This window comes from Massilia sp. BAP21, from assembly GCF_057801335.1.
In genome coordinates, this window is the sequence record NZ_CM173596.1 from 3,536,999 (window position 1) to 3,559,304 (window position 22,306).

Genomic DNA, 22,306 nt, shown 5'->3' on the forward strand with positions numbered 1-22,306 from the left:
ACGCACCGAGCGCTCCAACTAAGTCTTCTTCTCGTGATGCGGGAAGCGGTCCATCTTCGAAAGAACAGGGAACAATACCGCCCACAGGCCGGTCACGGCCAGGGTGGCCGCGCCGCCCAGCAGGATCGCGCGCGTCAGGCCGAGCCAGCCGGCGGTGATGCCCGATTCGAATTCACCCAGCTCGTTCGAGGCGCCGATGAAGACCGAATTCACGGCGCTCACGCGGCCGCGGATTTCATCCGGCGTTTCGTACTGCACCAGCAGATGGCGCACGTAGACGCTGACCATGTCGCCGGCGCCGAGGATGAAGAGGGCGGCCAGCGCCACCGGGAAGCGGTCGGTGAAACCGAGGGTGAGCACGGCCAGCCCGAACACGGCCACGCCGCCGAACATCCAGGCGCCCACGTGGCGGCGCAGCGGGAAGAAGGCCAGGGCGATCGAGCACAGCGCGGCGCCGGCGCCCGGGGCGGTGCGCAGCCAGCCGAGCGCAGTGGGGCCGGCGTGCAGCACGTCGTGGGCATAGGCCGGCAGCAGGGCGGTGGCGCCGCCGAACAGCACCGCGAACAGATCGAGCGAAATGGCGCCCAGCACGATCGGACGCGACCGGACGAAGCGCAGGCCCTCGAGCAGGGTATGCCAGCTGACCGGCGCCGTGCTGCGCGCCTGCGGGGCGCTGTTTGCCGACGCCATCAGGATCACGGAAATCAGCAGCAGCGCCGCCGACACCGAGTACACGAAGGTCGGGCCGAACACATACAGCAGGCCGCCCAGCACCGGGCCGGCGATCACGGCCACGTGGAAGGTCGAGGACGACAGGGCGACCGCCTGGCCGAAGTCCTTGTCCGGCACCAGGTTGCGCAGCACTGCCTGCGAGGCCGGCATCATGAAGGCGCGCGCACTGCCGAACAGCACCAGCACCGCGAACACCGGCCACACGACCTTGCTGCCGCTAAAGGTGAACGCCAGCAGCAGCGCACTCACCAGCAATTGCACCAGCATGCAGGCGACGATGATCTTGCGGCGGTCGTGGCGGTCGGCCACGTGGCCGGCCCACAGGATCAGCACCAGGAAGGGCGCGAACTGGGCCAGGCCGATCAGGCCGAGGTCGAACAGGCTGCCGGTGATCTGGTAGACCTGCCAGCCGACGGCGACACTTTGCATCTGGACGGCCAGGGTGCCGAGGAATCGGGCGGACAGGTAAAAGGAGAGGTTGCGGTTGCGCAGGACGCCCAGACCGCCGCTTGGCGACAACAGAGACATGGATGGAGGAAAATGACTGGCGAGAAGCCGGTCATTGTGCCTGAATTGGGATCAGGCTGCTGGCGACGGGCGACGGGCGTAGGGTGGACGGCTTGCCGTCCACGCGTTCAACTATCCTGCGAACTGTCGCGCCGTGTCATCATGCGTTGGACGCGTGGGCGGCGCACCGGCCGCGTGTCCGTCATGCCAACGGGTGTAGCCGACCACCCTACGGCTTATTGTTGCGCCAGATCCGCCTCGGTCGTAAACGAATCCGCAAAGAACTCGTCCGCCGGCAAGCCGCACTGCGCCACGTACTGCTCGCGCGCCGCATCGACCATCACCGGCGCGCCGCAGGCGTACACCTGCCAGCCCGACAAATCCGGGATGTCCTGCATCACCGCCGCGTGCACGTAGCCGCTGCGGCCGGACCAATTGTCTTCGGGCAGCGCATCCGAGATCACCGGCACGTAGCGGAAGTCGGGCAGGGTGGTGCTCCAGGCCTGGCACAGTTCGTCCATGTACAAATCCTGCGGACGGCGTCCGCCCCAGTACAGGCGCACCGGACGTTCGGACTTCAGGTGCATCAGGTGTTCGACCAGCGCCTTGACCGGCGCGAAACCAGTGCCCGAAGCCAGCAGCACGATCGGCTTGTTCGATTCCTCGCGCAGGAAGAAGGTGCCGAGCGGACCTTCGAAGCGCAGGATGTCGCGTTCCTTCATGGCGCCGAACACGTGATCGGTGAACACGCCGCCGGGCAGGTGGCGGATGTGCAGTTCCAGCGGGCGCTCGAGCGAGGGCGCGCTGGCGATGCTGTAGGCGCGGCGCTTGCCGTCCTTCAGCAGGAATTCGATGTACTGGCCGGCGCGGTAGGCCAGCGCCTCGTTGGCCGGCAACTGCAGGGTGACGATGGCGACGTCGGGCGCGGCGCGGGTGATGCTTTGCACGCGGGTCGGCATCTTGCGCAGCGGGTAGTCGCTGCTGCCGCCGACTTCGCGCGCCTCGATGGTGACATCGCCACCTGGTACCGCGCAGCAGAACAGGGACATGCCCTGCAGCTTTTCCTGCTCGCTCAGGGCGCGCGCCTGGTGCGGCTTGTGGGCGACGCTGCCGTCGACGACCTTGCCCTTGCACGAGCCGCAGGCGCCGTTCTTGCAGCCGTACGGCAGGCCGACGCCGGCGCGGATCGCAGCGGCAAGCACGGTTTCGTCGGGCTCGCAGGCGAATTGGTGGCCGCTGGGCTGGACAGTGATCTGGTACGTCATGGGTGTATGGGCAGAATAGGGTGGAAAAAGCGGGTGGAAAGAGCGGACGGGATCGTGCCGCCGTAACAGATAGCTATTTTACACGGGGCCTTCATTGCGCGAGGCCGCCTGGCGGACGGCGCCTGGCGCGCACCAGGCAGGCCCGCGCGCAAGCACGCCGGCGCTCGCTTACAATCGCTGGCGTGAACACACCATCTTCCCACTTGAAACGCCCGCGCCTGCTGCTGGTGGGCTGCGGCGACGTCGGCATGCGCCTGCTGCCGCTGCTCGCGGGGCGCTATCGCGTCTTTGCCATGACGCGCGACCCGGCGCGCTGCGCCGAACTGCGTGCGGCCGGCGCCGTGCCCGTTGTTGCCGACCTCGACCAGCCGGCCTCGCTGGCGCGCCTGCGCGGCCTGGCGCAGCGTGTCGTGCATCTGGCGCCGCCGCGCCCGGAAGGCGAGCGCGACCTGCGCACGCGCCACCTGGCCGCCCTCCTGCCCGAGGGCGCCCGCGTCGTCTACGTGAGCACGACCGGCGTCTACGGCGACTGCGGCGGCGCCCTGGTCAGCGAAACGCGCAGCGTGGCGCCGAAGAACGCGCGGGCCGGGCGGCGCGTGGATGCCGAGCGGGTCCTGCGCGCCTGGGCCCGCCGCAATGCCGGGCAAGTGGCCATCCTGCGCGTGCCCGGCATCTACGCGGCCGAGCGCTTGCCGCTGAAACGGCTGCGCGAAGGCACGCCTGCCTTGCAGCCCGAGGACGACGTCTACACGAATCACATCCAGGCCGACGACCTGGCGCGCATCATCGTGCAGGCCTTGCGCCGGGCCTTGCCGAACCGGGTTTATCACGCCGTCGACGGCACGCGCATGCAGATGGGGGCGTATTTCGATGCCGTGGCCGACGCGTACGGCTTGCCGCGTCCGCCGCGCCTGGCGCGCGCGGACCTGCAGAGCCAGGTGTCGCCGATGCTGCTCTCCTTCATGTCGGAGTCGCGCCGGCTCGACAACACGCGCTTGCGCGAACTGGGCGTGCGCCTGCGCTATTCCGACGTCGCCGCGGCCCTGGCCGAATGGGCGCCGGCCCACGCTGGTACAATGCCCGCCTTGAGGAAAGAACCATGACCTACGAAGAATACCTGGATGAAGTGACGACCCTGATCGTCGAAAAGTACAACCTCTCCGACGAGGCCGCCATCAAGATCGTCGTCGATGCGCAGGACAAGGGCTATTTCATTGCCCACGACGACAAGAAGGCGATGCGCACCCTGGACCGCGCCCACGACGACGCCCGCGCCCTGTTCAAGGCCAGCGGCGCGAAGTAACAGCAGCCTCGGCTTCTCCCCGGAGCCGCATCGGACCCCCCTCCTACAGGCACCACCCGGCGCCTGCCTCCCTTTTCGCCCTGTTTTTGCGTGATACATCGGTGCATCCGATGCATGGCCGTGTCACATCCGTTGGTTAACTTCCACATTTTCCTTTCAGCTTGTAGGGCTATTCCTACAATTGCTTGAATAAAACGTAACTTTCCCTTTATCATTGCGGCTTGAAGAAAATCACCGTACAAACGGTGTCGATTTAGCTCGCCAGGCCAATTTTTTACGCTCAAAAGTTAGATGTAAGAAATTACTGACGGATTGTGATATTTAGAAAGAATTCAAGAATGCCTATCAGAAGACTGCCGGAAGGCGCAGATTACGACCCGAACCGCGTCCTGGACGCCATCATCGCCAAACTGCAACTGAAAAACGATGCAGCCCTGTCGCGCGCCCTGGAAGTGGCGCCGCCGGTGATCAGCAAGATTCGCCACAACACCCTGCCGATCGGCGCCACCATTCTGTTGCGCATGCACGAAATCAGCGATTTCAGCATCCGCGAACTGCGCGCGCTGATGGTATCGACGCGCGCCGAAGCGGCTGCGGCCTAAAGAAAAAGCCGGCTGCACGGGCCGGCTTTGCAAGACTTTGCCAGGGGCAGGGCGGCGTGAGCCGGCCCTGCCTTTCTTTTTTCTCAGGCAGCAACCGGAACCCGGCCGCACCACGCGGTCTGGGCGGCCGCCGCGGTTGCGGCAGGAGCGCGGCCGCACCAGGCGGTGTCCTGCGCAGCCGCGGTCTTTGCCGGGGCGCGCCCGCACCACGCGGTATCTTTCGCAGCGGCGTCGGCTTTTGCCGGGGCACGGCCGCACCATGCGGTGTCCTTCGCGGCTGCCTCGGACTTGGCCGGGGCGCGCCCGCACCAGGCGGTATCTTTCGCGGCGGCTTCGGCTTTTGCCGGCGCCCGGCCGCACCAGGCGGTCTGTACCGCATCGGCGATCGGCTTGATCGGCGCCCGGCCGCACCACGCGGTCTTGGCCAGGGCGGCATCGGTGCCGGCCGGCGCACGGCCACACCAGGCGGTCTGGGCGGCGCCATCGGCGGTTACTGCCGGCGCACGGCCGCACCAGGCGGTCTCGGCAGCGCCTTCGGCGCTTACTGCCGGCGCACGGCCGCACCATGCCGCCTCGGCAGCGGCGTCAACCACATTCGCCGGGGCACGGCCGCACCAGGCGAGATCGGCCTTGGCTTCGGCATCGAAGCTGAAGTAGGCTTCGCCGAAGGTCGATTCGTACAGTTCGCGCATCCGTTCGCCTGCCTGCTGCTGGACGGCGACGTCGTCTTCGCTGCGCAGGCCGATGTAGGGGTAGTGGTGCAGGAAGTAGCCGAAAGCCTGTTCGCAGTCCTGGGCGTACTTCATGGTGTCGAGGATGTGGTAGTGCCAGAAGGTGTCGACATCGACCTGCGGCGCGGTCTCGTCGTTCGGGAAGGCCTTCATCAGATACAGGAAGCGGCGGTACTCGATTTCCATGGCATTGGCCTTGTCGAGCGACCAGCCTTCGCCGGATTTCTTGTGCATCAGCTTTACTTTAATCGGGGTCAAATCCAGCGCGGCGATTGCTGCGAAATCGTTATTCGAGATCATGATTCATCCTATCGTTTTGGATACTGCATCGTTATTGTGTTGTGTATGACTGGACGGTCGATGAGACATGCTGGCGAATGGTCTGGTCCTCCTCGGGGTTATTGCTGTGTGCATTGCTGCGGGCTTGTTGATGCATCACAGTGAGAACCATTCTCTACCCCAAACTTCCTGAAATAATTGATTTTGCGCAAGTTGAGTGAGGTCAAGCAATTTCTTGTGGTAAATCGCACTACAGGCTCTCGAACGCTTTCGCCGGGCTGGCGACGGTCGGCGTTCCCGGAGCAACCGACAGCAGGTTGTCGGCCACTGGAATCGCCACGTGCACCGTGGTGCCGGCGTTCGGCCGGCTGGTAATGACGCATTTTCCGCCCAGGATGCGCACCCTTTCCTCGATGCCGACCAGGCCGAAGGAACCCGGTTTCTGTCCGCCGCCCTTGTTCAGGCCGATGCCGTTGTCGCTGACCGTCATCGTGATCGACTCCTCGTCCAGCGCCAGCTCGACCCGCACGCTGGTAGCGCGCGCGTGGCGCGAGACGTTCGTCAGCGACTCCTGCAGGATGCGGAACAGGGTGGTGGCGCAGCGGTCGCTGACGTGCAGCTCGCGTCCGTCCGACACCAGCTCGCAGGCAATGCCGGTGCGGCGCTGGAATTCGGCGATCTGCCAGTCGACCGCCGCCGTCAGGCCCAGGTCGAGCACGTGCGGCCGCAGGTCGTTGATGATCTGGCGCACGCTCTTGATGGTGGCGTCGATCTGTTCCAGGGTCCAACGCGCCCGCGCGTGCAGGCGCGGGTGGCGGCCGCTGGTGCGCGAGGCCAGCAGGTCGGCCTCGATGCGCAGGGCCAGCAGGTTCTGGCCGAGATCGTCGTGGATCTCGCGCGCAATGCGCTTGCGCTCGCTTTCCTTGATGGTTTCCGCATGGGCCGCCAGGCGCCGCAAATTGTCGTTGGTCTTTTGCAGCTTGGCTTCGCTGGCGCGCAGTTCACCCGTCATTTCCTCGGCCAGCTCGATGGCGCGCCGGCGCGAGGAGCTCAGGGTCTGGTACAGCGCATACAGCAGGCTGGTGCCGACCATGCCGGCCAGCATCGCCACCCAGGGCAGGTAGATGTCGAGCTCCGAATACATGTCGCGCTTGCTGACGCGAAAGTCGATGTCCCAGCCGCGTCCGCTCACGCCCACCGGCAGCAGGGCGCGGAACACGCCCGGGTCGTCGGCGGCATCGGGATAGTTGTCGAAGAACACGGTGCGCTTGTAGACCCCCGGCGGCCCGCCAGGCTCTTCCACCGGACTCATGCCGGAAATCACGAGGCGCGTGGAGTGCTTCGGCATGTTGTCGAGTACGCCCTGGGCCAGGCGCTCGACGCTGAAGCCGATCCCGACCGAGCCGATGTAGGCGGCGCGGCGCTGGGCCACGTCGCCCAGGGGCATGGCCGGACGGTAGACCGGCATGCGCATGCCCAGGCCGCTGCCGCTGCTGCGGATCGCCACCCGCGTGCCCGAGGTCGAGGCTTCGCCGGTATCGCGCGAGTGTGCCAGGGCCAGCGCCACGGCGGGGCGCGCCTGCAGGTCCATGCCGAGGCGGTTGTTCCAGGCCTGGTTCGGCTCGACGAAGGTGAGTACCGTGTATTCGGGGCGCCGGCCTTCGGGCCAGATGCGGAAGGCATGCTGTCTGCCGTCGAGTTCGCGTCGTACCTGCTGCTCGAACGACGCACGCTCGGCATCCGTGACGTGGCGTGCGAAATTGATGGTCTCGACGCCGGGGAAATGGTTGCTCAGGTCGAGGCCGACGACATATTGCTGGAACTGCTGGCGCGACAGGTTCTCGTCTGTCAGGAACAGGGCCGATGCGCCGCGCAGCAGGTCGGCATAGGTCTTGATGCGCCCGTCCAGGATCGACTGCACGTTGCGCGCCATGTGCAGGAAGCGCTCGTGCGAATCGTATTCGATAGCGCGGCTGGTGCTGATGTGCAGGCCCGCCCCCACGCCGAGCGAGAGCAGGGCGCCCAGCCAAGAGCCGAGTTTGATTGCCCGGATTGTTGCAGTGAAGTCGGCTGTCATCCCCATGTCCGCCTCGGTCTGTGTGTTTTTCTATGACCTTTTTGATTTCGATCAGAATCGCGCAGACAGACCTTGGCTGTTACCTAGCAACCCTGATAGGTTGATGGCGGCAGGTGAACGACATAAAAAAAATCCCGCCGCGGTTACCCGGGCGGGATTGTTTATGCCAGGAAAATTACTTATTTACCCCAGCTATCCTTCAGCGTGGTCACGCGGTTGAACACGGGTTTGCCCGGCTGCGAATCGACACGGTCGGCAACAAAATAACCGTGGCGCTCGAACTGGAAGCGCTGGTCCGCTACAGCGGCGGCCATGCCCGGCTCGAGATAGGCGGTGACGGTTTCCAGCGCGTTCGGGTTCAGCGCGGCCTTGAAGTCCTTGCCGCCCGCGTCCGGCTGGGCTTCCAGGAACAGGCGGTCGTACAGGCGCACTTCGGCTTCGAGTGCCGAGGCGGCGCTGACCCAGGTGATGTTGCCCTTGACCTTGTAGTTGTCGGCGCCTGGCGTGCCCGACTTCGAATCGGCGAAGTACTTCACGTGCACGGCGGTGACCTTGCCGTTCTCGTCCTTGTCGTAACCGGTGCACTCGACCACGTAGCCGTATTTCAGGCGCACGCGCGCGCCCGGCTGGTCGCCGACTGGCGGGGTGAAGCGGAAGTAACCCTTGGTCGGGGTTTCCATGAAGTCTTCCTGCTCGATCCACAGTTCGCGTGTGAACGGGAAGTGGCGCAGGCCCATTTCCGGGTGGTGCGGGTGGACCGGCGAGGTGCAGTCGTGGGCTTCGCCTTCAGGGAAGTTATCGACGATCAGTTTCAAAGGACGCAGGACGGCGATCGCGCGCGGCGCCTTCGGATCGAGGTCGTCGCGCAGCGCGCCTTCCAGCGTGCTCATGTCGATCCAGCCATCGGCCTTCGAGACGCCGATGCGCTCGCAGAACAGCTGCAGCGATTCCGGCGTGTAGCCGCGGCGGCGCAGGCCGACGATGGTCGGCATGCGCGGGTCGTCCCAGCCGGTGACCACGCCATCGTCGACCAGCGCGCGCAGCTTGCGCTTCGAGGTGACAACGTAAGTCAAGTTCAGGCGCGAGAATTCGTACTGGCGCGGCACCGGGCGCGGGAAGAAGCCGCCCTCGGCCAGGGTCTCGACCAGCCAGTCGTAGAACGGGCGGTGGTCCTGGAATTCCAGCGTGCACAACGAGTGCGTGATGCTTTCCAGCGCATCCGAAATCGGGTGCGTGTAGTCGTACATCGGGTAGATGCACCAGTCGTCGCCCGTGCGGTGGTGGTGCGCATGGCGGATGCGGTACAGGGCCGGGTCGCGGTTGGTCATGATCGGCGAGGACATCGCGTCTTCGCTCATCTTGGCACGCAGGATGTGCTCGCCGTCCTTGTACTTGCCGGCCTTCATGTCGCGGAAGAGTTGCAGCGATTCTTCCGGCGGGCGGTTACGGAAAGGCGAATTCGTGCCCGGCGTACCGAAGTTGCCGCGGTTCTTCGCCATGTCTTCGGCGCTCTGGCTGTCGACGTAGGCGTAGCCCTTGCTGATCAGGTACTCGGCCATCTCGTACAGCTTGCCGAAGTAGTCCGAGGCGTAGTGCAGGTATTCCTCGCCGCCTTGCTCCCAGGTGAAGCCCAGCCACTTCACGCTGTCCATGATGGTGTCGACGTATTCCTGGTCTTCCTTCTCGGGATTGGTGTCGTCGAAGCGCAGGTGACAGCGGCCGGCGTAGTCGCGCGCCAGGCCGAAGTTCAGGCAGATCGATTTCGCGTGGCCGATGTGCAGGTAGCCGTTCGGCTCGGGCGGGAAGCGGGTGATGACTTCCGGCATGCCGTCGCGCTTGTGGGTGCCGGCCGCCAGGTCGTTCTCGATGATGGCGCGCACAAAATTCGACGAAGGCGCGTTGGCCGCCGCATTGTTCTTTTCAGTGCTCATGAAAAAGGTGTTTGGATTAGGTAAAGTTCTTGCCATTTTACCGTAGACGGGGGCGCCACGGTCCGTGTATGTGGTGGAGCGCACGGAGTGCGTTTAATGCGAAGCACATACTTGGGCGCTATTGCTCCCACTTGCAAGTGGCTGGCAGGGCCTTTCCGTCCGCTTGGCCGTCCTGACAAGTTGGTGATTTCTATAGGATAATCTCGTTTTGCCGTTTTTCGGCACCAGCCGGAGAGTTCCAAATTGGAAAATTTATACGCGATCCTCGGCGTCGCGCCGAATGCCAGCGACGATGAGATCAAGAAGGTCTACCGCTCGCTGGCGATGCGCTACCACCCCGACCGCAATCAGGCGCCGGGTGCGGAAGCGCGCTTCAAGGCCGTCACCAAGGCCTACGAGATCCTGTCCGACCGCGCCAAACGCGACGAGTACAACCAGAGCGTGAACCACCGCATCGTGCTCGATGCCGAGGCCGAGGCCTTCGAGCTGTGGCGCTCGCTGTTCGCGCTGAACGGCGTGACGCTGCAGGTCTGAGCCGAATGAAGAGCCGTGCCGATGCGGGGCAAGTGCCCCGCATCGGCCCTCGAACCCCTACAGGAACAAGAACATGAAAAGAGTACATCCCGAATTCGCTTACCAGTCGCGCGAGCTGGAAGGCCAGATCGACGGCACACTGGGCGACCCGCCCAACAAGAAGAACTACGACATGATGGTCGACGCCCTGGTGTCGGAATACGCCGGCGGCTCGGGCATCGACGATGTCAACCTGATGGCATTCGCCCTCGTTGACAAGATTCGTTTCAAGGACCCGAAAGGCCTGCTGCGCGAAGCGGCCGACTACGAAGGCGGCGACCCGGCGCCGGTGTTCGCCATGGCCGAGTGCGAAGGCGAGGACGGCGCGGCCATGTACGCGTCGATGACGGAAAACCACCCGGAACTGGCGCGGCAGGCCATCATTACCGCCTTCCTGTTCAAGCACCAGCAGCGCTGGCAGGACGACGACCAGTCGCTCGACCAGCTGGCCGAAGGCGACGAGGGCGACGACGAAGACGACGTCCAGAGCATGGACGACACCGCCGCCACCGACGACTTCACCCAGATTTTCGATCAGGGAGAACGTGAATGAGTGACAAAGCCAACCTGCCGGCGCTGACCAAACAGGTCAGCGAACTGGTACTGGCCGGCTCGCTGCAGCACGCCGAAGAGGCGTTCTCGCAGGCGGCCGACGAACACGGCGACTACGCCGTGGTGGAGGTGCTGTCGACCCTGCCGCCGCAAGTGACGGCGCTGCACCTGGCCGGCTTCGACGGCGCCAAGACTTCGCTGGCCACCATGCTGGTGCCGCCGAAAGCCTGGGCCGACAGCCTGGCCTACCTGGCCGCCACCTGGCCCGACAACATGATCGAGGACGACCCCGAGCGCCTGGCCGAGGGCCTGTTCAACCACGTGCACGGCGTGGTCTACGCCAACGACGACGAAGACCGCCGCCACGAACTGCTGCAGGAAGCCTCGAGCACCGACCACGGCGCCACCGTGTTCGCCATCATCTGGTCGCTGGCGCCGAAGGAGATCATGGAAGTGGCCGGCGAGATCAACCTGAAGGGCCGCTACGTGACCGGCCAGACCTCTTCCGACAGCGACATCATTCCGCTCGCGGTTGACCTGGCCAAGGCAACGGAAGACGGCTGGGAACGTTCGCTGATCGAGCTGTTCCCGGACTTCCGTCACAGCGCCGAGATGGCCGATGCCGAATACCCGGACGATCCCGACGAAGACCCGGACTTTCAGCAGCGCGGCACGCGCGAGCTGCTGTACCGCCTGCGCAAGCAGGTGCCGTCGGTCCGCACCATGCCACGCCGCAGTACGCGCAAGAGCATGGGCTCGGACATCTTCTCGTGAGCGGGAGCGGAGTGTCGATGCTGCCTGCAATCGTCGTCGAGAAGCTGCCGCGCCTGGTCCGCGCGATCAAGCTGCTGGCCAATGAAGACCCGGAAGAAGCGGCGATCCTGGCCGACGAACTGTCCGGGGTCACGGCGATGGTGGCCGAGAAGTTCACCAACGACCGCACCGCCGAAGGCATACAGCGCGGCTTGCTGCTGACGGTGGGCGGCGTGTCGCTGGGCCTGGAAAGCCTGCTCGTGGAAGAGGGCGTGAGCGAGGACGACGGCGACGCCGTGGCCCTCGACATCCTGATCGAGGACGGCGTCGAGTCCGTGTTCCAGGCGGGCTTTCGCCTGGTGCGCGAACTGTCCGCGCTGCCCGAGGACAGCCTGGTCGGCGAGTACGACAGCGACCCGGTCTACGCGCAGCGCCGCCTGAAGGAACTGTTCGTCGATTTGTGCACCGCCGACCCCGGCGAAAGCTGGACCGGCTACGAACGCTACCTCGGCCAGCTGCAGCAGCGCCAGGGCGTGCAGGCCATCGTGCGCGCGGCCCAGTGGCTGCGCAAGCACCACTACGAAGGCGCGGTCAACGATCCGGACCTGAATGCCGAAGGCGTGATCGCGCTGGCGATCATCTTCGCGGTGGAAGGCGGCGGCACCATCGTCGCGCGCACCACGCAGAAGGGCTTCGAGCGCTTCGTGAAGGCGGTGCGCAAGGACAATCCCGACTTCGAAACCGGCTGGGCCCACTTCCTCGACAAGATCCCGGCGCCGCACCGCGCCATCATCGCCGAGCGCATCCAGACCTACCGCGAGCATTGCACGGTCCTGCAAAGCATCCGCACCAAGGCGCCGATGAAGCAGCTGATCGCGGAGCTGGAAAACTATGCGGGTTCGGAGCTGGATACGGAATATCCGTAGGGTGGTCCGGGCCACGAAAGGCGGCTCCACCCGGCGGTGCGCGTGGTGACGGCTCGAATGCCGCCCACGCGTTCAAGGACCGCCGGATATGCCGCGATAAATCACCGGTCTGTTACCAGCAGCCCCAGCCGATCTCCGTTATCATGGGCAGTCGCATTCCAGGATTCACCCCATGCCTACCCCTGCCATCGCTGCCGGCAGCGCCGAGTTCAAGCGCGTCAACCGCGCCATGGCCTTCGGCGGTTTCTCCACCTTCGCACTGCTCTACAGCGTCCAGCCGCTGATGCCCCTGCTGGCGCGCGACTTCGCCCTCACGCCCGCGCAAAGCAGCCTGGCACTGTCGATTTCCACCGGCGCCCTGGCCATCTCCCTGCTGGTCTCAAGCATTCTCTCGGACCGCTTCGGCCGCAAGCCCCTGATGGCCGCCTCGATGTTCAGCGGCGGCCTGCTTACATTGCTGGCCGCCTTCACCAGCGACTACGCGCAACTGGTCGCCCTGCGCGCCCTGATGGGCTTCATGCTGGGCGGGATGCCCGCCGTCGCCATGGCCTACCTGAGCGAGGAAATCGAGGGCAGCTCGCTCGGCCTGGCAATGGGCATGTACATCAGCGGCAGCGCCTTTGGCGGCATGTTCGGGCGCGTGCTGGCTTCGGTCATCAGCGACTTCTTTTCCTGGCGCCTGGCCCTCGGCCTGATGGGCGCGGCCGGCCTGTACGCGGCCTGGGAATTCTGGCGCAGCCTGCCGGTCTCGAAACGCTTCCGGCCGGGGCAGGGCGGTTTGGGCGGCCTGGCCGACGGCGCCCGCCGCCACCTGCGCGACCCCGGCCTGCCTTTCCTCTTCGTGCTGGCCTTCCTGCTGATGGGCTCCTTCGTCAGCCTGTACAACTACATCGGCTACCGCCTGCTGGGGCCGGAATTCGGGCTGCGCCAGAGCGCGGTGGGCGCACTCTCGGTGCTGTACCTGCTCGGCATCTTCAGCTCGGTCTGGGCCGGTCGCCTGGCCGACCGCCTGGGACGGCGCAAGGTGCTGTGGCTGGTCATGTCGCTGATGCTGGGCGGGCTGCTGCTCACGCTCTCCGGCAACCTGGTCGCCGTCGTCGCCGGCGTGGGTCTGTACACCTTCGGCTTCTTCGCCTCGCACTCGGTGGCCAGCAGCTGGGTCGGACGGCGGGCGCGTCCGCCTCAGGCGCTCGCCTCGGCGCTCTACCTGTTCTTCTACTACCTCGGTTCGAGCGTGGTCGGCTGGTTCTCGGGCTATTTGTGGGAGCACGGCGGCTGGTTCGGCGTGGTCGGCCTGCTCGGTGCGATCCTGGTGCTGGCCATGCTGATCGCCTTGCGCCTGCGCGGCCTGGCCCCGCTGAAATCGACGCCGCCTGCCGCGCCGTAAGCGCCGGCTGCGCTGCGAGGCCGGGCTTGAACCCGGCGAAATATTTCACTTCTGCATTGATTCCCGTCATGTTGCACGGGCTATTTCCGTACTTTCCGCTTCGGTAAGATCGACGGCTGTGCGTGTTCGGGCGGGCTCGACAATTCACCTGCCCGACACCCCTGCCGATTTCCCGCATCGCAAAGGAGTCCCGGATGGCATCGATCGCAGTCGTGTCTGCCCCATGAACGCCCCGCCCGAGTTGGCCGCCCTTGGCCTTGCACTGGGCCAGTTCGGCACCGGTCTCAGCCAGCACGCGCGCCTCATCACCCTGGCCAGCGCCCAGGATGGCAGCCTGCCAGAGGCGCCCGCCGTCGAAGCCTTTCGCGGACGCGAAGCCGTCAACGAACTATTCGCCTTCGAGGTCGATGCCCTCAGCACCTCGGCCGACCTCGACCTGGCAGGCTTCATCGGCGAAGAACTGACCGTCGGCCTGCTGCAGCCCGACGGCAGCCGGCGCGCCTGGCACGGCCTGTGCACGGGCGCGGCCTGGCTCGGCGCCGACGGCGGCATCGCCCGCTACCGCCTGCAACTGGAACCGGCCCTGGCGCTGCTGACGCTGCGCCGCGACAGCTATCTGTTCCAGGACAAGAACGCGCGCGAGATCGTCAGCGAACTGCTGGCCGACTACCCGCAGGTGCGCTTCGACTTCGCCATTACCCAGGAATTGCGGATGCGGCCGGTCTGCACCCAGTACCGCGAAACGGATTTCGATTTCCTGGTACGGCTGCTGGCCAGCGAAGGCCTGAATTGGCGCTTCGAGCACGACCAGGCAGGCGATGCGCCTGGTACATCTGATGCGCGTGGCCACGCCGGTCACAAGCTCGTCATCTTCGACCGTCGCGCACGCATTCCGGCCACTCCTGGCGGCGACGTGCTGCGCTTTCACGGCGTGCGTGCCACCGAGCACGACGACGCCATCGACGACTTCCGCGCCAGGCGTGCGGTGCAGGCAAATGGCGTCGCCATCAGCAGCTGGGACCCGACGCAACTGGTGGCCCCGGGCGCCGAGCAGCAATCCTGCCTCGACGCCGGCGAACTGCCGGCATTGCAGGTCTACGACGGCAGCGGCGAGCGCATCGCCACCGAACGCGGCGCGCCCTATGCGCACAGCGACCTGATGCTGCTGGCGCTGGAACAGGACAACAAGGTCTTCGAAGGCGGCGGCGCCATGCGCCGGCTGGCGGCCGGCCACGGCTTCCGGCTGACCCAGCACGACCGCTATCCGAATGGCAAGAACGCCTTCACCGTGCTGTGGGTCGAGCACGCGGCGCGCAACAACTTCCGTACCGGGATCGCCGACAGCACGTCCGGCGGCCTGGAAAACGGCACCTACCGCAACCGCTTCGGCTGCGTGCGCGACGTCGTGCCGCTGGTGCCGCCTGCGACGGTTGCGCCGCATCCGTCGACCGCCCTCGGTCCGCAGACGGCGCTGGTGGTCGGCGTTGCCGACGCCACTGCCACTTCAACGCGCGATCACCAGGTCAAGGTGCAGTTCGCATGGCAGCGCGGGCAGGGCGCGAACCGCGGTGGGCTGGAGCACAACATCGACAAGCGCGGCTGCGCGCCGGGCGACCAGCGCTCCGGCACCTGGGTGCGCGTGTCCGAAGCGCTGGCCGGGCCGAACTGGGGCACCGTGTTCACGCCGCGCATCGGCACCGAGGTGCTGGTCGACTTCATCGAAGGCGACATGGACCGGCCAATCGTCGTGGCCCAGCTGTTCACCGGGGCCGACTTGCCGCCGTTTGCGGCTGGCGTCGATTCGGGCGTCGATCACGCGGGCGTGCTGTCCGGGATTCACACGCACGGTTTCGACGGCAGCGGCTACAACCAGTGGCAGATCGACGACACGCAGGGCCAGTTGCGTACGCGGCTAGCCACCAGCTGCGCGTCGACGCAGCTGAACCTTGGCTACCTGATCCAGCAGTCGCCCGGTTCGGCTGCGCGTGGCGCCTACCGCGGCAGCGGCTTCGAACTGCGCACCGATGCCTGGGCCGTGATTCGTGGCGGTGAAGGCGTGCTGATTACGACCAGTGCACGGTCCCAGCTGGGCAGTGGCATCGCCGCGACGCAGATGGATGCGGCCGAGAGCGTGTCGTTGTTCAAGGGGGTGCAGGCGCTGGCGGGCACGTTGGGTGATGCCGCCGTTCAGCAGGGAGCGCTGTTCAGCAAGGATGCCGCGAAGGCGCAGGCCGATTTCATCGAACAGATCGATCCTGCTGCGCAGGGCAAGTATGCGGGCGCCGTCGGCGGCCAGGAAGCGCTGAAGGCCAGGCCGGGATCGCGCGAACTCGATGCGGGGCAGCCAGTCGAGAAATTCGGTTCGGCGCTTGTGCTGATGGATGCGGCGGCCAGCATGAACTGGGCGACGCCGGCATCGACCGTGATCCATGCGGGGCAGCAGCTGCACTGGACGGCGCAATCCGATTTGCATTTCGCCGCGGCGCATACGGTGTCGTCAGTGGCTGGCGGCGCGGCCACTTTCTTTACCCATTCGGGCGGCATCCAGGCGATCGCGGGGAATGGGCCGGTGTCGCTGCAGGCGCATACGGATCAGCTGGAGATTTTGGCAGACAAGGAGATCACGGTGATCTCGGTGAACGACTGCATCGAGATCAAGGCGAAGGAAAAGATCGTGCTGCAGGCGGGGCAGTCGGCGGTGACGCTGGAGGGTGGGGATATTACGTTTGCTTGTCCGGGGAAGTTTTCGGTGAAGGGTGGGAAGCATGTGTTTGATGGTGGTGGCAATAAGGCCGCAAATCTGTTGAACCTGCCTGGGGAGTTAAGCGAGGAAGCCAAGCACTGGATTGGTTTGCACTACCTCGATCCTGAACTGGCAGAAGGCATCCCCGAGGTGGATTACAAGATTCACTTCGAGGGGGGCTCTGTATTGTCCGGCACCCTCGACAAGGATGGGAAAGCCTTGCACGAGAATGTTCTCAACAAAACCGTCAAAAAGATCGTGTACAGCCCGCGTACGCCAACGAAGGAAAATCCACATGATCCCTTGGAGAAGTTGACCAGTTGATCTGTCATAGGAAACCGATTCACCCCGGAGGACTGTTTATGGCGGAAGTCAATGCAACGCAAATGCGGAGCGCAATAGCTTGGGCGACAGGAGATGAAGAAGGACAAGAGCAAGAAAATGAACCCAGCTCGAATCCTTTTGTATGGTTTTGGGAGGCGATCGAAGGGGACTTCAACGACGACAGGTCGACTGCGCAGATTCTGGTTGATGCTGGCATTTCGATGATTCCTTTAGTTGACCAAGTGTGCGATCTGCGTGATTTGATAGCAAATTGCCGAAAGCTGGCGAAAGACCGTACCGATATATGGAATTGGGTCGCCTTGGTTCTTACTCTCATCGGTCTCTTTCCTTCATTGGGATCGCTTGTGAAAGGAGTCCTGAAGATCTTTTTTGGCTTCGTACGGAAAGTTGGAGAGAAAAAAACAGGGGAAGCGGTTGATGCGGCGATGAGCTGGGTCATCTCTTTCCTGCGCAGACGGCGGGTCCAGGAATATTTGAAATCGCACAAGGTTGACGAAGTCCTAAGGTGGCTAGCTCTCGAAATCAAGACTGTGCGCGCACGTATCAATGTGGCTGAGTTAACTGCAGCTTTCGATCGCGCCATCAAAGTGGTCGAGGCAATGGTAAGCAAGGTTGAGTTGATTCCAATGCTTGGAAACAAAGCAAATCAAGTGTTGCTGGAAGTGAAAAACATTCGTTTGGCAGCAGATAAGTATTTTGCTCGGGCATTAAAACCAGTACAGAATGTCGTCGATACAGTGGTATTACGCTTGGAACGTGAGGCTCTGGAAAGGCAGAAGGGTATTGTAGACGTACGGAATGTACATTTCAGGGGCACTCTACCGGAGGCAAAAGCCGTTTCTCTCATGCGTAATTCGCGTACGAGGCCGAGTTGGCTCAACGATGGCGCACCACGCTTGAACCAGGCCGATCCTGATCTTATGCGCTCAATGGTAGAGGCAAAAGTAAAAGACGGGTGGCCGCCTCTCACCGACGGCAATATCCAGTCGTTTCACAAACTGGTCGCTGACGAGATCAAAGGCCCAGCGAGGCTCTTTCGAATTGTATCGCCGAACAGCAGAGCAATGAGTGATTGCTGGATCAGTGAAAAAGTGTTTAATGACATCCAAAATTCGCCTAACCCAAGAGAGGCATGGCGAAAGTTTCTGGCAGTGTGGCCCGACTGGAATGCAGATGGACAGTTCGTGATTTATGACTTGAAACCGGGTGAGTCTCTCAAAACGTGGAGAGGACCTGCCTCTGGACAGACGAAAGATGCATTGCCAGACCATCACCTCGAAGGGGGATACGAACAGATTGTTTTCAATATAGCACGGGCCGACCCGAGAAATGATGTCATGCGGTTTTACAAGCTAAAGGGCGGCAAGAAAGATATTCTAAGGGCACCTATTACGCAAGCTGATTTTAACAAGCTGAGTCGGGCCGAGCAGAAGGAATATGTATCGATACGTGAGTCAATAACTCATCCGAACATTAGCGGGCCGTTTGAAACAGGGTGGGGATACACTGACTTCGAAGGGGCAGGTTTCGGGGATAAAATAGGACTCCCATCGTTGCCTGGGCAGACCACCATATTAAATCATTGAAGTGATTGCCAGATCTTCTGGCTTTCGCTTGAATCAATCAGAGAGCATCTGAATGAATCTTACCTTGTGGCAAAAGAAGCAGGCTGCGCTTCTATATCATTTTTCCTCTCTAAAATATCTTGAAGGGTTAAAAGATCAAGTTATACAGCTTAGGATGTTTGCTGAAGGTATTCTCGACATAAGTCATGATGAAGGGCGGGATCTATTACTTCGTTGCAAACAGTGGGGAAGTCGCAATACAAGCGAAAACTGGGAGAATAATGCCTGGCCATTTCTTGGTGATTTTCAGCGTTCGGTAGCGCAGAGTATTGCAGATCTCAAGTCAAATATTTATCACAAGACAGGTGCATATCAATGTGGCCGCGGCATGGCAGAGTTTTCAATGCAATGGACCACTCCGGAGGAGCAGGAGCAATTTGATCGAATGTTTGAGGCGGTGTCCAAATATGCGCGGTATATCGATAATACGATGGATCGAGCGGTATCTTCGACTCGATGGAATGATTTCGGTTTGACTCTCGCGTGGGAAGGTCATCGGGATATTTTCCCGGTCTTGCCCAAATTCCGAGTCATACCTGAGCTTGTCTGCGAGAGTGGTCAGGTACCTCCTAAAACTGGTGTGTATGTATCCATCAATGATCCAAACGCAAGCTTGCAGTTTGCCTGGACTGGAAATGCAACAGGCAAGCTCTTGGCCGGGACGACGTTCAACGACTTAGGGAGAGCTGCTCTGGCGAGTGTGGGTCGCGCGAAGCTGTGGACTGATGGAAGTGCGATGCTTCGTTTTGTTGTCGATAATCTATCCTCCCCGGATCTGAGGCAAGATAGCTTCTTCGAGGAATCGCAGACTCCCGAGCTAGCACCAAGTCTCGTAGCTCGCAACGCCTTTAGACCAAATTCATCACGCTGGTGCTTTGTCGGACTCGTCAACGATGAGGTGGAGGAGATCTACGCCGAGCCGCAAGTTGGATCAGCAGAATTGTTACGCTTTGACGCGGGCGAATACTGTGTGCAAGCCGGATTCTATTTATCTCCAGCAGCGGTAAATTCGCGTCGCTACTATCGGTCAGGTGAACAGTTTGACAACCTTAATTCGGATTATGGAAAAACGATTTGGCAATGGGATAGTGATCAAGGCCAGAAAACATGACAAGGAAATGTTGAGCGGCATAATTGTCCGCGTCAAAGCCTGAGAAGCGTGCACATCAACATAAGTGCGCTGGAAGCAGCACACCTATTTAACTTTGTAAATCATGTCCATGTTCTTATTTCGTCGCTTGAGCCGCTGCGCAATGGCGATCCTGATTGGTGCCATGCTGAGTAGTGGCGTCATGGCAGCAAACAATAATCGTTCCTTGACGATGCATGGGGGGACCTATTCCAACACCTGCTCCAAACCTGAGCAGCAAGTCCTGCGGCAGGCCGTGTCGAAGGCAGGCGTGAAAAATATGCCGGTCGTATGGAGAGCGGTCCAGGCACTGCTATGCGCACCTCGGACAGGTCCTGAACGTGCCTACCTTGCCAGCATGTTCGCCAAAAAGATAAAAAGAGAACTGGAAGCTACGGGTACGGAGCCCTCATATGAGGTGGTTTCCCGAACCGATGAGTTGATCGACAATACGATGGCTGCTGGCGAAGCGTGGGCTGCGGGTATTCAGATCGAAGTGGATGAGATAAAACTTCATTATTTCGCCAATGAGGCGTCTGTCAGAGGCGTTACATTGTCGTATCGCCGGAACAAATGGGTGATCGACGAGATCGGTGAAGCCTGTGATTAAGACCGTCGCGTGGTGATCATGCCGTCTCGCCTCCATCAGTTAGCGTTGTGGTTGATCTTGCTGTCACTTGTCGCCTGTGATGCCAGTAGCGGCGTGCGCTACTCTACCGATCAGGCCGAATTGATACGCCTGGTCAAGCTCGACTTGCCCATCAATACAGTGCGCTGGGAAGTATTCAGCACGCCAGAGTCGACAGGCCTCGTTCCGGGACCAACCGACTATGTCACGTTAATAGCAGAGATCGCACCAGCCATTCGGGTTGCCCAGGCCAACCCGGCAGAAACCGCATGGATCACACCGGGTTCCGCACGTCGCTGGTTATCTCCCGATTTCAGGGCGATGTTCACGCAACACAGCAATTCGCGATCGGTCTTGCGCCATATCGGAAACTGCGCAGCACTCCACGCGGAGCTCACGAAATCAGGCAAGAAGGTGCAAGGTTTTCTCTGCAGTGGCGAGGCAAGCTCGGTCGTTTATCTGACACTGCACAGCGCCTTCGAATAACTACGCTACCGTCATCAAATCGACGATTTCATCCGGGTAACGTGCGCCATTAACGCAAGCATTTTCTCCCAGCGCTAAAATCGGCTGCTCTCTTTAAAACGGAGGTCATCATGTTGCAAGCAAACGAAATCCAGCAACGCTACAGCCATCTGCAGCAAACCATCGGTGAAGCCGAGCAGGCCTGCCGCTCGTCGCAGGATACGCCGCGGGAAATGCGCGACTGTATCGAGAAAATCTCGCGTGAAGTGAAACAGGCGCGCGATGTGATGCAGTCGAATGACGAGGCGAAAATCGTCCAGTGCGTCGACAGCCTGGAAGACATGGGCGACGAAGCGAAACGCATCAGCCGTTCGATGCCGCAAATGCCGGCGCACCTGGAAGCGATGGTCACCCGCGTCCACGCGGAGCTGTCCGACTTCAAGCACAAGCTGCACTAAGCCGTAGAAAACGCGGCAGGGGCAAAAAGCTTACACCACACCCTTGCCGCGCAGCGCCGCAATCTCGTCGCCGTTCTTGCCCAGCACATCGCGCAGCACTTCCTCGGTGTGCTCGCCCAGCAGCGGCGGCGCCTTGGTGCTGGTCGCCGGCGTGGCCGACATCTTCATCGGACTGCGCACCAGCGTGACCTTGCCGGCCGCCGGGTGCGGCAACTCCACCGCCATCCCGCGCGCCTGCACCTGCTCGTTGGCGAACACTTCGCCCACGTCGTTGATCGGCCCGCAGGGCACGCCCACTTCCTCGAGCATGGCGATCCACTCGTCGCGCCCGCGCGTGGCCGCCATCTCGGCCAGCAGCGGCACCAGCACGTCGCGGTGCTGCACGCGTAGCGGGTTGGTGGCAAAGCGCGGGTCGGTCGCCAGCTCGGGCCGGTCGCCGGCTTCGACGAATTTCCGGTACTGGCCATCGTTGCCGGCGGCGACGATCATGTGGCCGTCGGCGCAGGCAAAGGTCTGGTAGGGCACGATGTTCGCGTGCGCATTGCCCCAGCGTTTCGGCGCCTTGCCGCTGGTGAGGTAGTTGCTGCCGACGTTCGCCAGCATCGCCACCTGGGTGTCGAGCAGGGCCATGTCGATGTACTGGCCTTCGCCGGTGCGGTCGCGGTGGGTCAGTGCCGCCAGCACGGCGATGGTCGCGTACATGCCGGTCATCAGGTCGGTCAGCGCCACGCCGGCCTTTTGCGGGCCGCCGCCGGGCAGTTCGTCGCGCTCGCCGGTCACCGACATCAGGCCGCCCATGCCCTGGATCAGGAAGTCGTAGCCGGCGCGGTGCGCGTAGGGGCCGTCCTGGCCGAAGCCGGTGATCGAGCAGTAGACCAGGTCCGGCTTGACCGCCTTCAGCGAGTCGTAGTCGAGGCCATAGCGCTTCAGGTGGCCGACCTTGAAGTTCTCCAGCACCACGTCCGCGTGGCGCGCCAGTTCGCGGATCAGGGCCTGCCCCTCGCTGCTTGCGATATCGACCGTCACCGAGCGCTTGCCGCGGTTCGCCGACAGGTAGTAGGCGGCTTCGCCCGTATCCCGGCCGTCCGCGTCCTTGGCATAGGGCGGTCCCCAGGCGCGCGTGTCGTCGCCGCTGCCGGGGCGTTCGATCTTGATCACGTCGGCGCCCAGGTCGGCCAGGTTCTGGGCGCACCAGGGGCCGGCCAGCACGCGAGACAGGTCGAGTACACGGATGTGGCCGAGGGCTTGCAAGGTATCGCTCATTGTCTTTTTCGCCAGGTTGGAAGAAGGCCGAT

20 protein-coding genes are annotated in these 22,306 nt (G+C 62.8%); 14 read left to right on the top strand and 6 right to left on the bottom strand.

The features are described from left to right. Nucleotides 1-18: 18 nt before the first annotated feature. Both ACWYRN_RS15600 and ACWYRN_RS15605 read right to left on the bottom strand, forming a co-directional pair. Nucleotides 19-1,260: an MFS transporter gene (locus ACWYRN_RS15600; protein ID WP_488688514.1), complete on the bottom strand. Its 1,242-nt coding sequence runs from the start codon at nucleotides 1,258-1,260 to the stop codon at nucleotides 19-21. Nucleotides 1,261-1,475: 215 nt separating this feature from the next. Further along, nucleotides 1,476-2,504, bottom strand: a complete 1,029-nt coding sequence (locus ACWYRN_RS15605; RefSeq protein ID WP_488688515.1) for a CDP-6-deoxy-delta-3,4-glucoseen reductase — start codon at nucleotides 2,502-2,504, stop codon at nucleotides 1,476-1,478. A gap of 248 nt (nucleotides 2,505-2,752) precedes the next feature. Between ACWYRN_RS15605 and ACWYRN_RS15610 the strand changes: the two genes are divergently transcribed. The 3 genes from ACWYRN_RS15610 (at nucleotide 2,753) to ACWYRN_RS15620 (ending at nucleotide 4,409) form a co-directional block, all read left to right on the top strand. After that, nucleotides 2,753-3,607, top strand: coding sequence for an NAD(P)H-binding protein (locus ACWYRN_RS15610; protein ID WP_488692824.1), 855 nt, complete (start codon nucleotides 2,753-2,755; stop codon nucleotides 3,605-3,607). Next, the gene (locus ACWYRN_RS15615) at nucleotides 3,604-3,807 is read left to right on the top strand and encodes a hypothetical protein (RefSeq protein WP_229438455.1); all 204 of its coding nucleotides are present in this window, start codon (nucleotides 3,604-3,606) and stop codon (nucleotides 3,805-3,807) included. The genes ACWYRN_RS15610 and ACWYRN_RS15615 overlap by 4 nt, the downstream gene beginning before the upstream one ends. 338 nt (nucleotides 3,808-4,145) lie before the next feature. Next, the gene (locus ACWYRN_RS15620) at nucleotides 4,146-4,409 is read left to right on the top strand and encodes a hypothetical protein (protein WP_488688516.1); all 264 of its coding nucleotides are present in this window, start codon (nucleotides 4,146-4,148) and stop codon (nucleotides 4,407-4,409) included. 83 nt (nucleotides 4,410-4,492) lie between these two features. Here ACWYRN_RS15620 and ACWYRN_RS15625 read toward each other — a convergent pair whose 3' ends face one another. From ACWYRN_RS15625 to ACWYRN_RS15635, 3 genes are all read right to left on the bottom strand, one after another. Further along, entirely contained in the window at nucleotides 4,493-5,440 is a 948-nt protein-coding gene (locus ACWYRN_RS15625) for a glycine-rich domain-containing protein (RefSeq protein WP_488688517.1), read from the bottom strand. A 229-nt stretch (nucleotides 5,441-5,669) separates the two neighbouring features. Continuing rightward, on the bottom strand, nucleotides 5,670-7,496 hold the full coding sequence (locus ACWYRN_RS15630; RefSeq protein WP_488688518.1) for a CHASE domain-containing protein: 1,827 nt from the start codon (nucleotides 7,494-7,496) through the stop codon (nucleotides 5,670-5,672). Nucleotides 7,497-7,675: 179 nt separating this feature from the next. After that, the gene (locus ACWYRN_RS15635) at nucleotides 7,676-9,427 is read right to left on the bottom strand and encodes a glutamine--tRNA ligase/YqeY domain fusion protein (RefSeq protein ID WP_488688519.1); all 1,752 of its coding nucleotides are present in this window, start codon (nucleotides 9,425-9,427) and stop codon (nucleotides 7,676-7,678) included. Nucleotides 9,428-9,670: 243 nt separating this feature from the next. Here ACWYRN_RS15635 and ACWYRN_RS15640 point away from each other — a divergent pair, with 243 nt between their 5' ends. From ACWYRN_RS15640 to ACWYRN_RS15690, 11 genes are all read left to right on the top strand, one after another. Further along, nucleotides 9,671-9,961, top strand: a complete 291-nt coding sequence (locus ACWYRN_RS15640) for a DnaJ domain-containing protein (protein ID WP_290423683.1) — start codon at nucleotides 9,671-9,673, stop codon at nucleotides 9,959-9,961. 73 nt (nucleotides 9,962-10,034) lie between these two features. Beyond that, on the top strand, nucleotides 10,035-10,553 hold the full coding sequence (locus ACWYRN_RS15645; RefSeq protein ID WP_488688520.1) for a hypothetical protein: 519 nt from the start codon (nucleotides 10,035-10,037) through the stop codon (nucleotides 10,551-10,553). Next, nucleotides 10,550-11,326: a hypothetical protein gene (locus ACWYRN_RS15650; protein ID WP_488688521.1), complete on the top strand. Its 777-nt coding sequence runs from the start codon at nucleotides 10,550-10,552 to the stop codon at nucleotides 11,324-11,326. The genes ACWYRN_RS15645 and ACWYRN_RS15650 overlap by 4 nt, the downstream gene beginning before the upstream one ends. A gap of 17 nt (nucleotides 11,327-11,343) precedes the next feature. Continuing rightward, nucleotides 11,344-12,231, top strand: a complete 888-nt coding sequence (locus ACWYRN_RS15655; protein ID WP_488688522.1) for a hypothetical protein — start codon at nucleotides 11,344-11,346, stop codon at nucleotides 12,229-12,231. Between the two features lie 172 nt (nucleotides 12,232-12,403). Then, complete coding sequence (locus tag ACWYRN_RS15660) at nucleotides 12,404-13,618, top strand: MFS transporter (RefSeq protein ID WP_488688523.1); 1,215 nt, start codon at nucleotides 12,404-12,406, stop codon at nucleotides 13,616-13,618. Nucleotides 13,619-13,841: 223 nt separating this feature from the next. Further along, the gene (locus tag ACWYRN_RS15665) at nucleotides 13,842-16,685 is read left to right on the top strand and encodes a type VI secretion system Vgr family protein (protein ID WP_488688524.1); all 2,844 of its coding nucleotides are present in this window, start codon (nucleotides 13,842-13,844) and stop codon (nucleotides 16,683-16,685) included. 38 nt (nucleotides 16,686-16,723) lie between these two features. Beyond that, entirely contained in the window at nucleotides 16,724-18,292 is a 1,569-nt protein-coding gene (locus ACWYRN_RS15670; protein ID WP_488688525.1) for a hypothetical protein, read from the top strand. A 52-nt stretch (nucleotides 18,293-18,344) separates the two neighbouring features. Further along, a complete protein-coding gene (locus tag ACWYRN_RS15675) occupies nucleotides 18,345-19,442 on the top strand; it encodes a hypothetical protein (RefSeq protein ID WP_488688526.1) in 1,098 nt (365 codons plus the stop codon). A gap of 142 nt (nucleotides 19,443-19,584) precedes the next feature. Continuing rightward, nucleotides 19,585-20,070 carry a hypothetical protein gene (locus tag ACWYRN_RS15680; protein ID WP_488688527.1) on the top strand — a complete coding sequence of 162 codons (486 nt, stop codon included), beginning with the start codon at nucleotides 19,585-19,587 and terminating at the stop codon, nucleotides 20,068-20,070. 9 nt (nucleotides 20,071-20,079) lie between these two features. Beyond that, on the top strand, nucleotides 20,080-20,574 hold the full coding sequence (locus ACWYRN_RS15685) for a hypothetical protein (protein ID WP_488688528.1): 495 nt from the start codon (nucleotides 20,080-20,082) through the stop codon (nucleotides 20,572-20,574). A 110-nt stretch (nucleotides 20,575-20,684) separates the two neighbouring features. Then, a complete protein-coding gene (locus ACWYRN_RS15690) occupies nucleotides 20,685-21,011 on the top strand; it encodes a hypothetical protein (protein WP_305824601.1) in 327 nt (108 codons plus the stop codon). Nucleotides 21,012-21,041: 30 nt separating this feature from the next. Here the strand turns inward: ACWYRN_RS15690 and ACWYRN_RS15695 are convergent, their stop codons facing one another. Beyond that, nucleotides 21,042-22,274 (bottom strand): CaiB/BaiF CoA transferase family protein, encoded by a 1,233-nt coding sequence (locus ACWYRN_RS15695; protein WP_488688529.1) that lies wholly within the window; start codon nucleotides 22,272-22,274, stop codon nucleotides 21,042-21,044. Nucleotides 22,275-22,306: the final 32 nt, after the last annotated feature.

What these genes read in the sequence shown, in the direction of transcription:
- ACWYRN_RS15600 (WP_488688514.1), bottom strand. Translation starts at nt 1,260, where the DNA reads ATGTCTCTGTTGTCGCCAAGCGGCGGTCTGGGCGTCCTGCGCAACCGC.
- ACWYRN_RS15605 (WP_488688515.1), bottom strand. Translation starts at nt 2,504, where the DNA reads ATGACGTACCAGATCACTGTCCAGCCCAGCGGCCACCAATTCGCCTGC.
- ACWYRN_RS15610 (WP_488692824.1), top strand. Translation starts at nt 2,753, where the DNA reads ATGCGCCTGCTGCCGCTGCTCGCGGGGCGCTATCGCGTCTTTGCCATG.
- ACWYRN_RS15615 (WP_229438455.1), top strand. Translation starts at nt 3,604, where the DNA reads ATGACCTACGAAGAATACCTGGATGAAGTGACGACCCTGATCGTCGAA.
- ACWYRN_RS15620 (WP_488688516.1), top strand. Translation starts at nt 4,146, where the DNA reads ATGCCTATCAGAAGACTGCCGGAAGGCGCAGATTACGACCCGAACCGC.
- ACWYRN_RS15625 (WP_488688517.1), bottom strand. Translation starts at nt 5,440, where the DNA reads ATGATCTCGAATAACGATTTCGCAGCAATCGCCGCGCTGGATTTGACC.
- ACWYRN_RS15630 (WP_488688518.1), bottom strand. Translation starts at nt 7,496, where the DNA reads ATGACAGCCGACTTCACTGCAACAATCCGGGCAATCAAACTCGGCTCT.
- ACWYRN_RS15635 (WP_488688519.1), bottom strand. Translation starts at nt 9,427, where the DNA reads ATGAGCACTGAAAAGAACAATGCGGCGGCCAACGCGCCTTCGTCGAAT.
- ACWYRN_RS15645 (WP_488688520.1), top strand. Translation starts at nt 10,035, where the DNA reads ATGAAAAGAGTACATCCCGAATTCGCTTACCAGTCGCGCGAGCTGGAA.
- ACWYRN_RS15650 (WP_488688521.1), top strand. Translation starts at nt 10,550, where the DNA reads ATGAGTGACAAAGCCAACCTGCCGGCGCTGACCAAACAGGTCAGCGAA.
- ACWYRN_RS15655 (WP_488688522.1), top strand. Translation starts at nt 11,344, where the DNA reads ATGCTGCCTGCAATCGTCGTCGAGAAGCTGCCGCGCCTGGTCCGCGCG.
- ACWYRN_RS15660 (WP_488688523.1), top strand. Translation starts at nt 12,404, where the DNA reads ATGCCTACCCCTGCCATCGCTGCCGGCAGCGCCGAGTTCAAGCGCGTC.
- ACWYRN_RS15665 (WP_488688524.1), top strand. Translation starts at nt 13,842, where the DNA reads ATGAACGCCCCGCCCGAGTTGGCCGCCCTTGGCCTTGCACTGGGCCAG.
- ACWYRN_RS15670 (WP_488688525.1), top strand. Translation starts at nt 16,724, where the DNA reads ATGGCGGAAGTCAATGCAACGCAAATGCGGAGCGCAATAGCTTGGGCG.
- ACWYRN_RS15675 (WP_488688526.1), top strand. Translation starts at nt 18,345, where the DNA reads ATGAATCTTACCTTGTGGCAAAAGAAGCAGGCTGCGCTTCTATATCAT.
- ACWYRN_RS15680 (WP_488688527.1), top strand. Translation starts at nt 19,585, where the DNA reads ATGGCGATCCTGATTGGTGCCATGCTGAGTAGTGGCGTCATGGCAGCA.
- ACWYRN_RS15690 (WP_305824601.1), top strand. Translation starts at nt 20,685, where the DNA reads ATGTTGCAAGCAAACGAAATCCAGCAACGCTACAGCCATCTGCAGCAA.
- ACWYRN_RS15695 (WP_488688529.1), bottom strand. Translation starts at nt 22,274, where the DNA reads ATGAGCGATACCTTGCAAGCCCTCGGCCACATCCGTGTACTCGACCTG.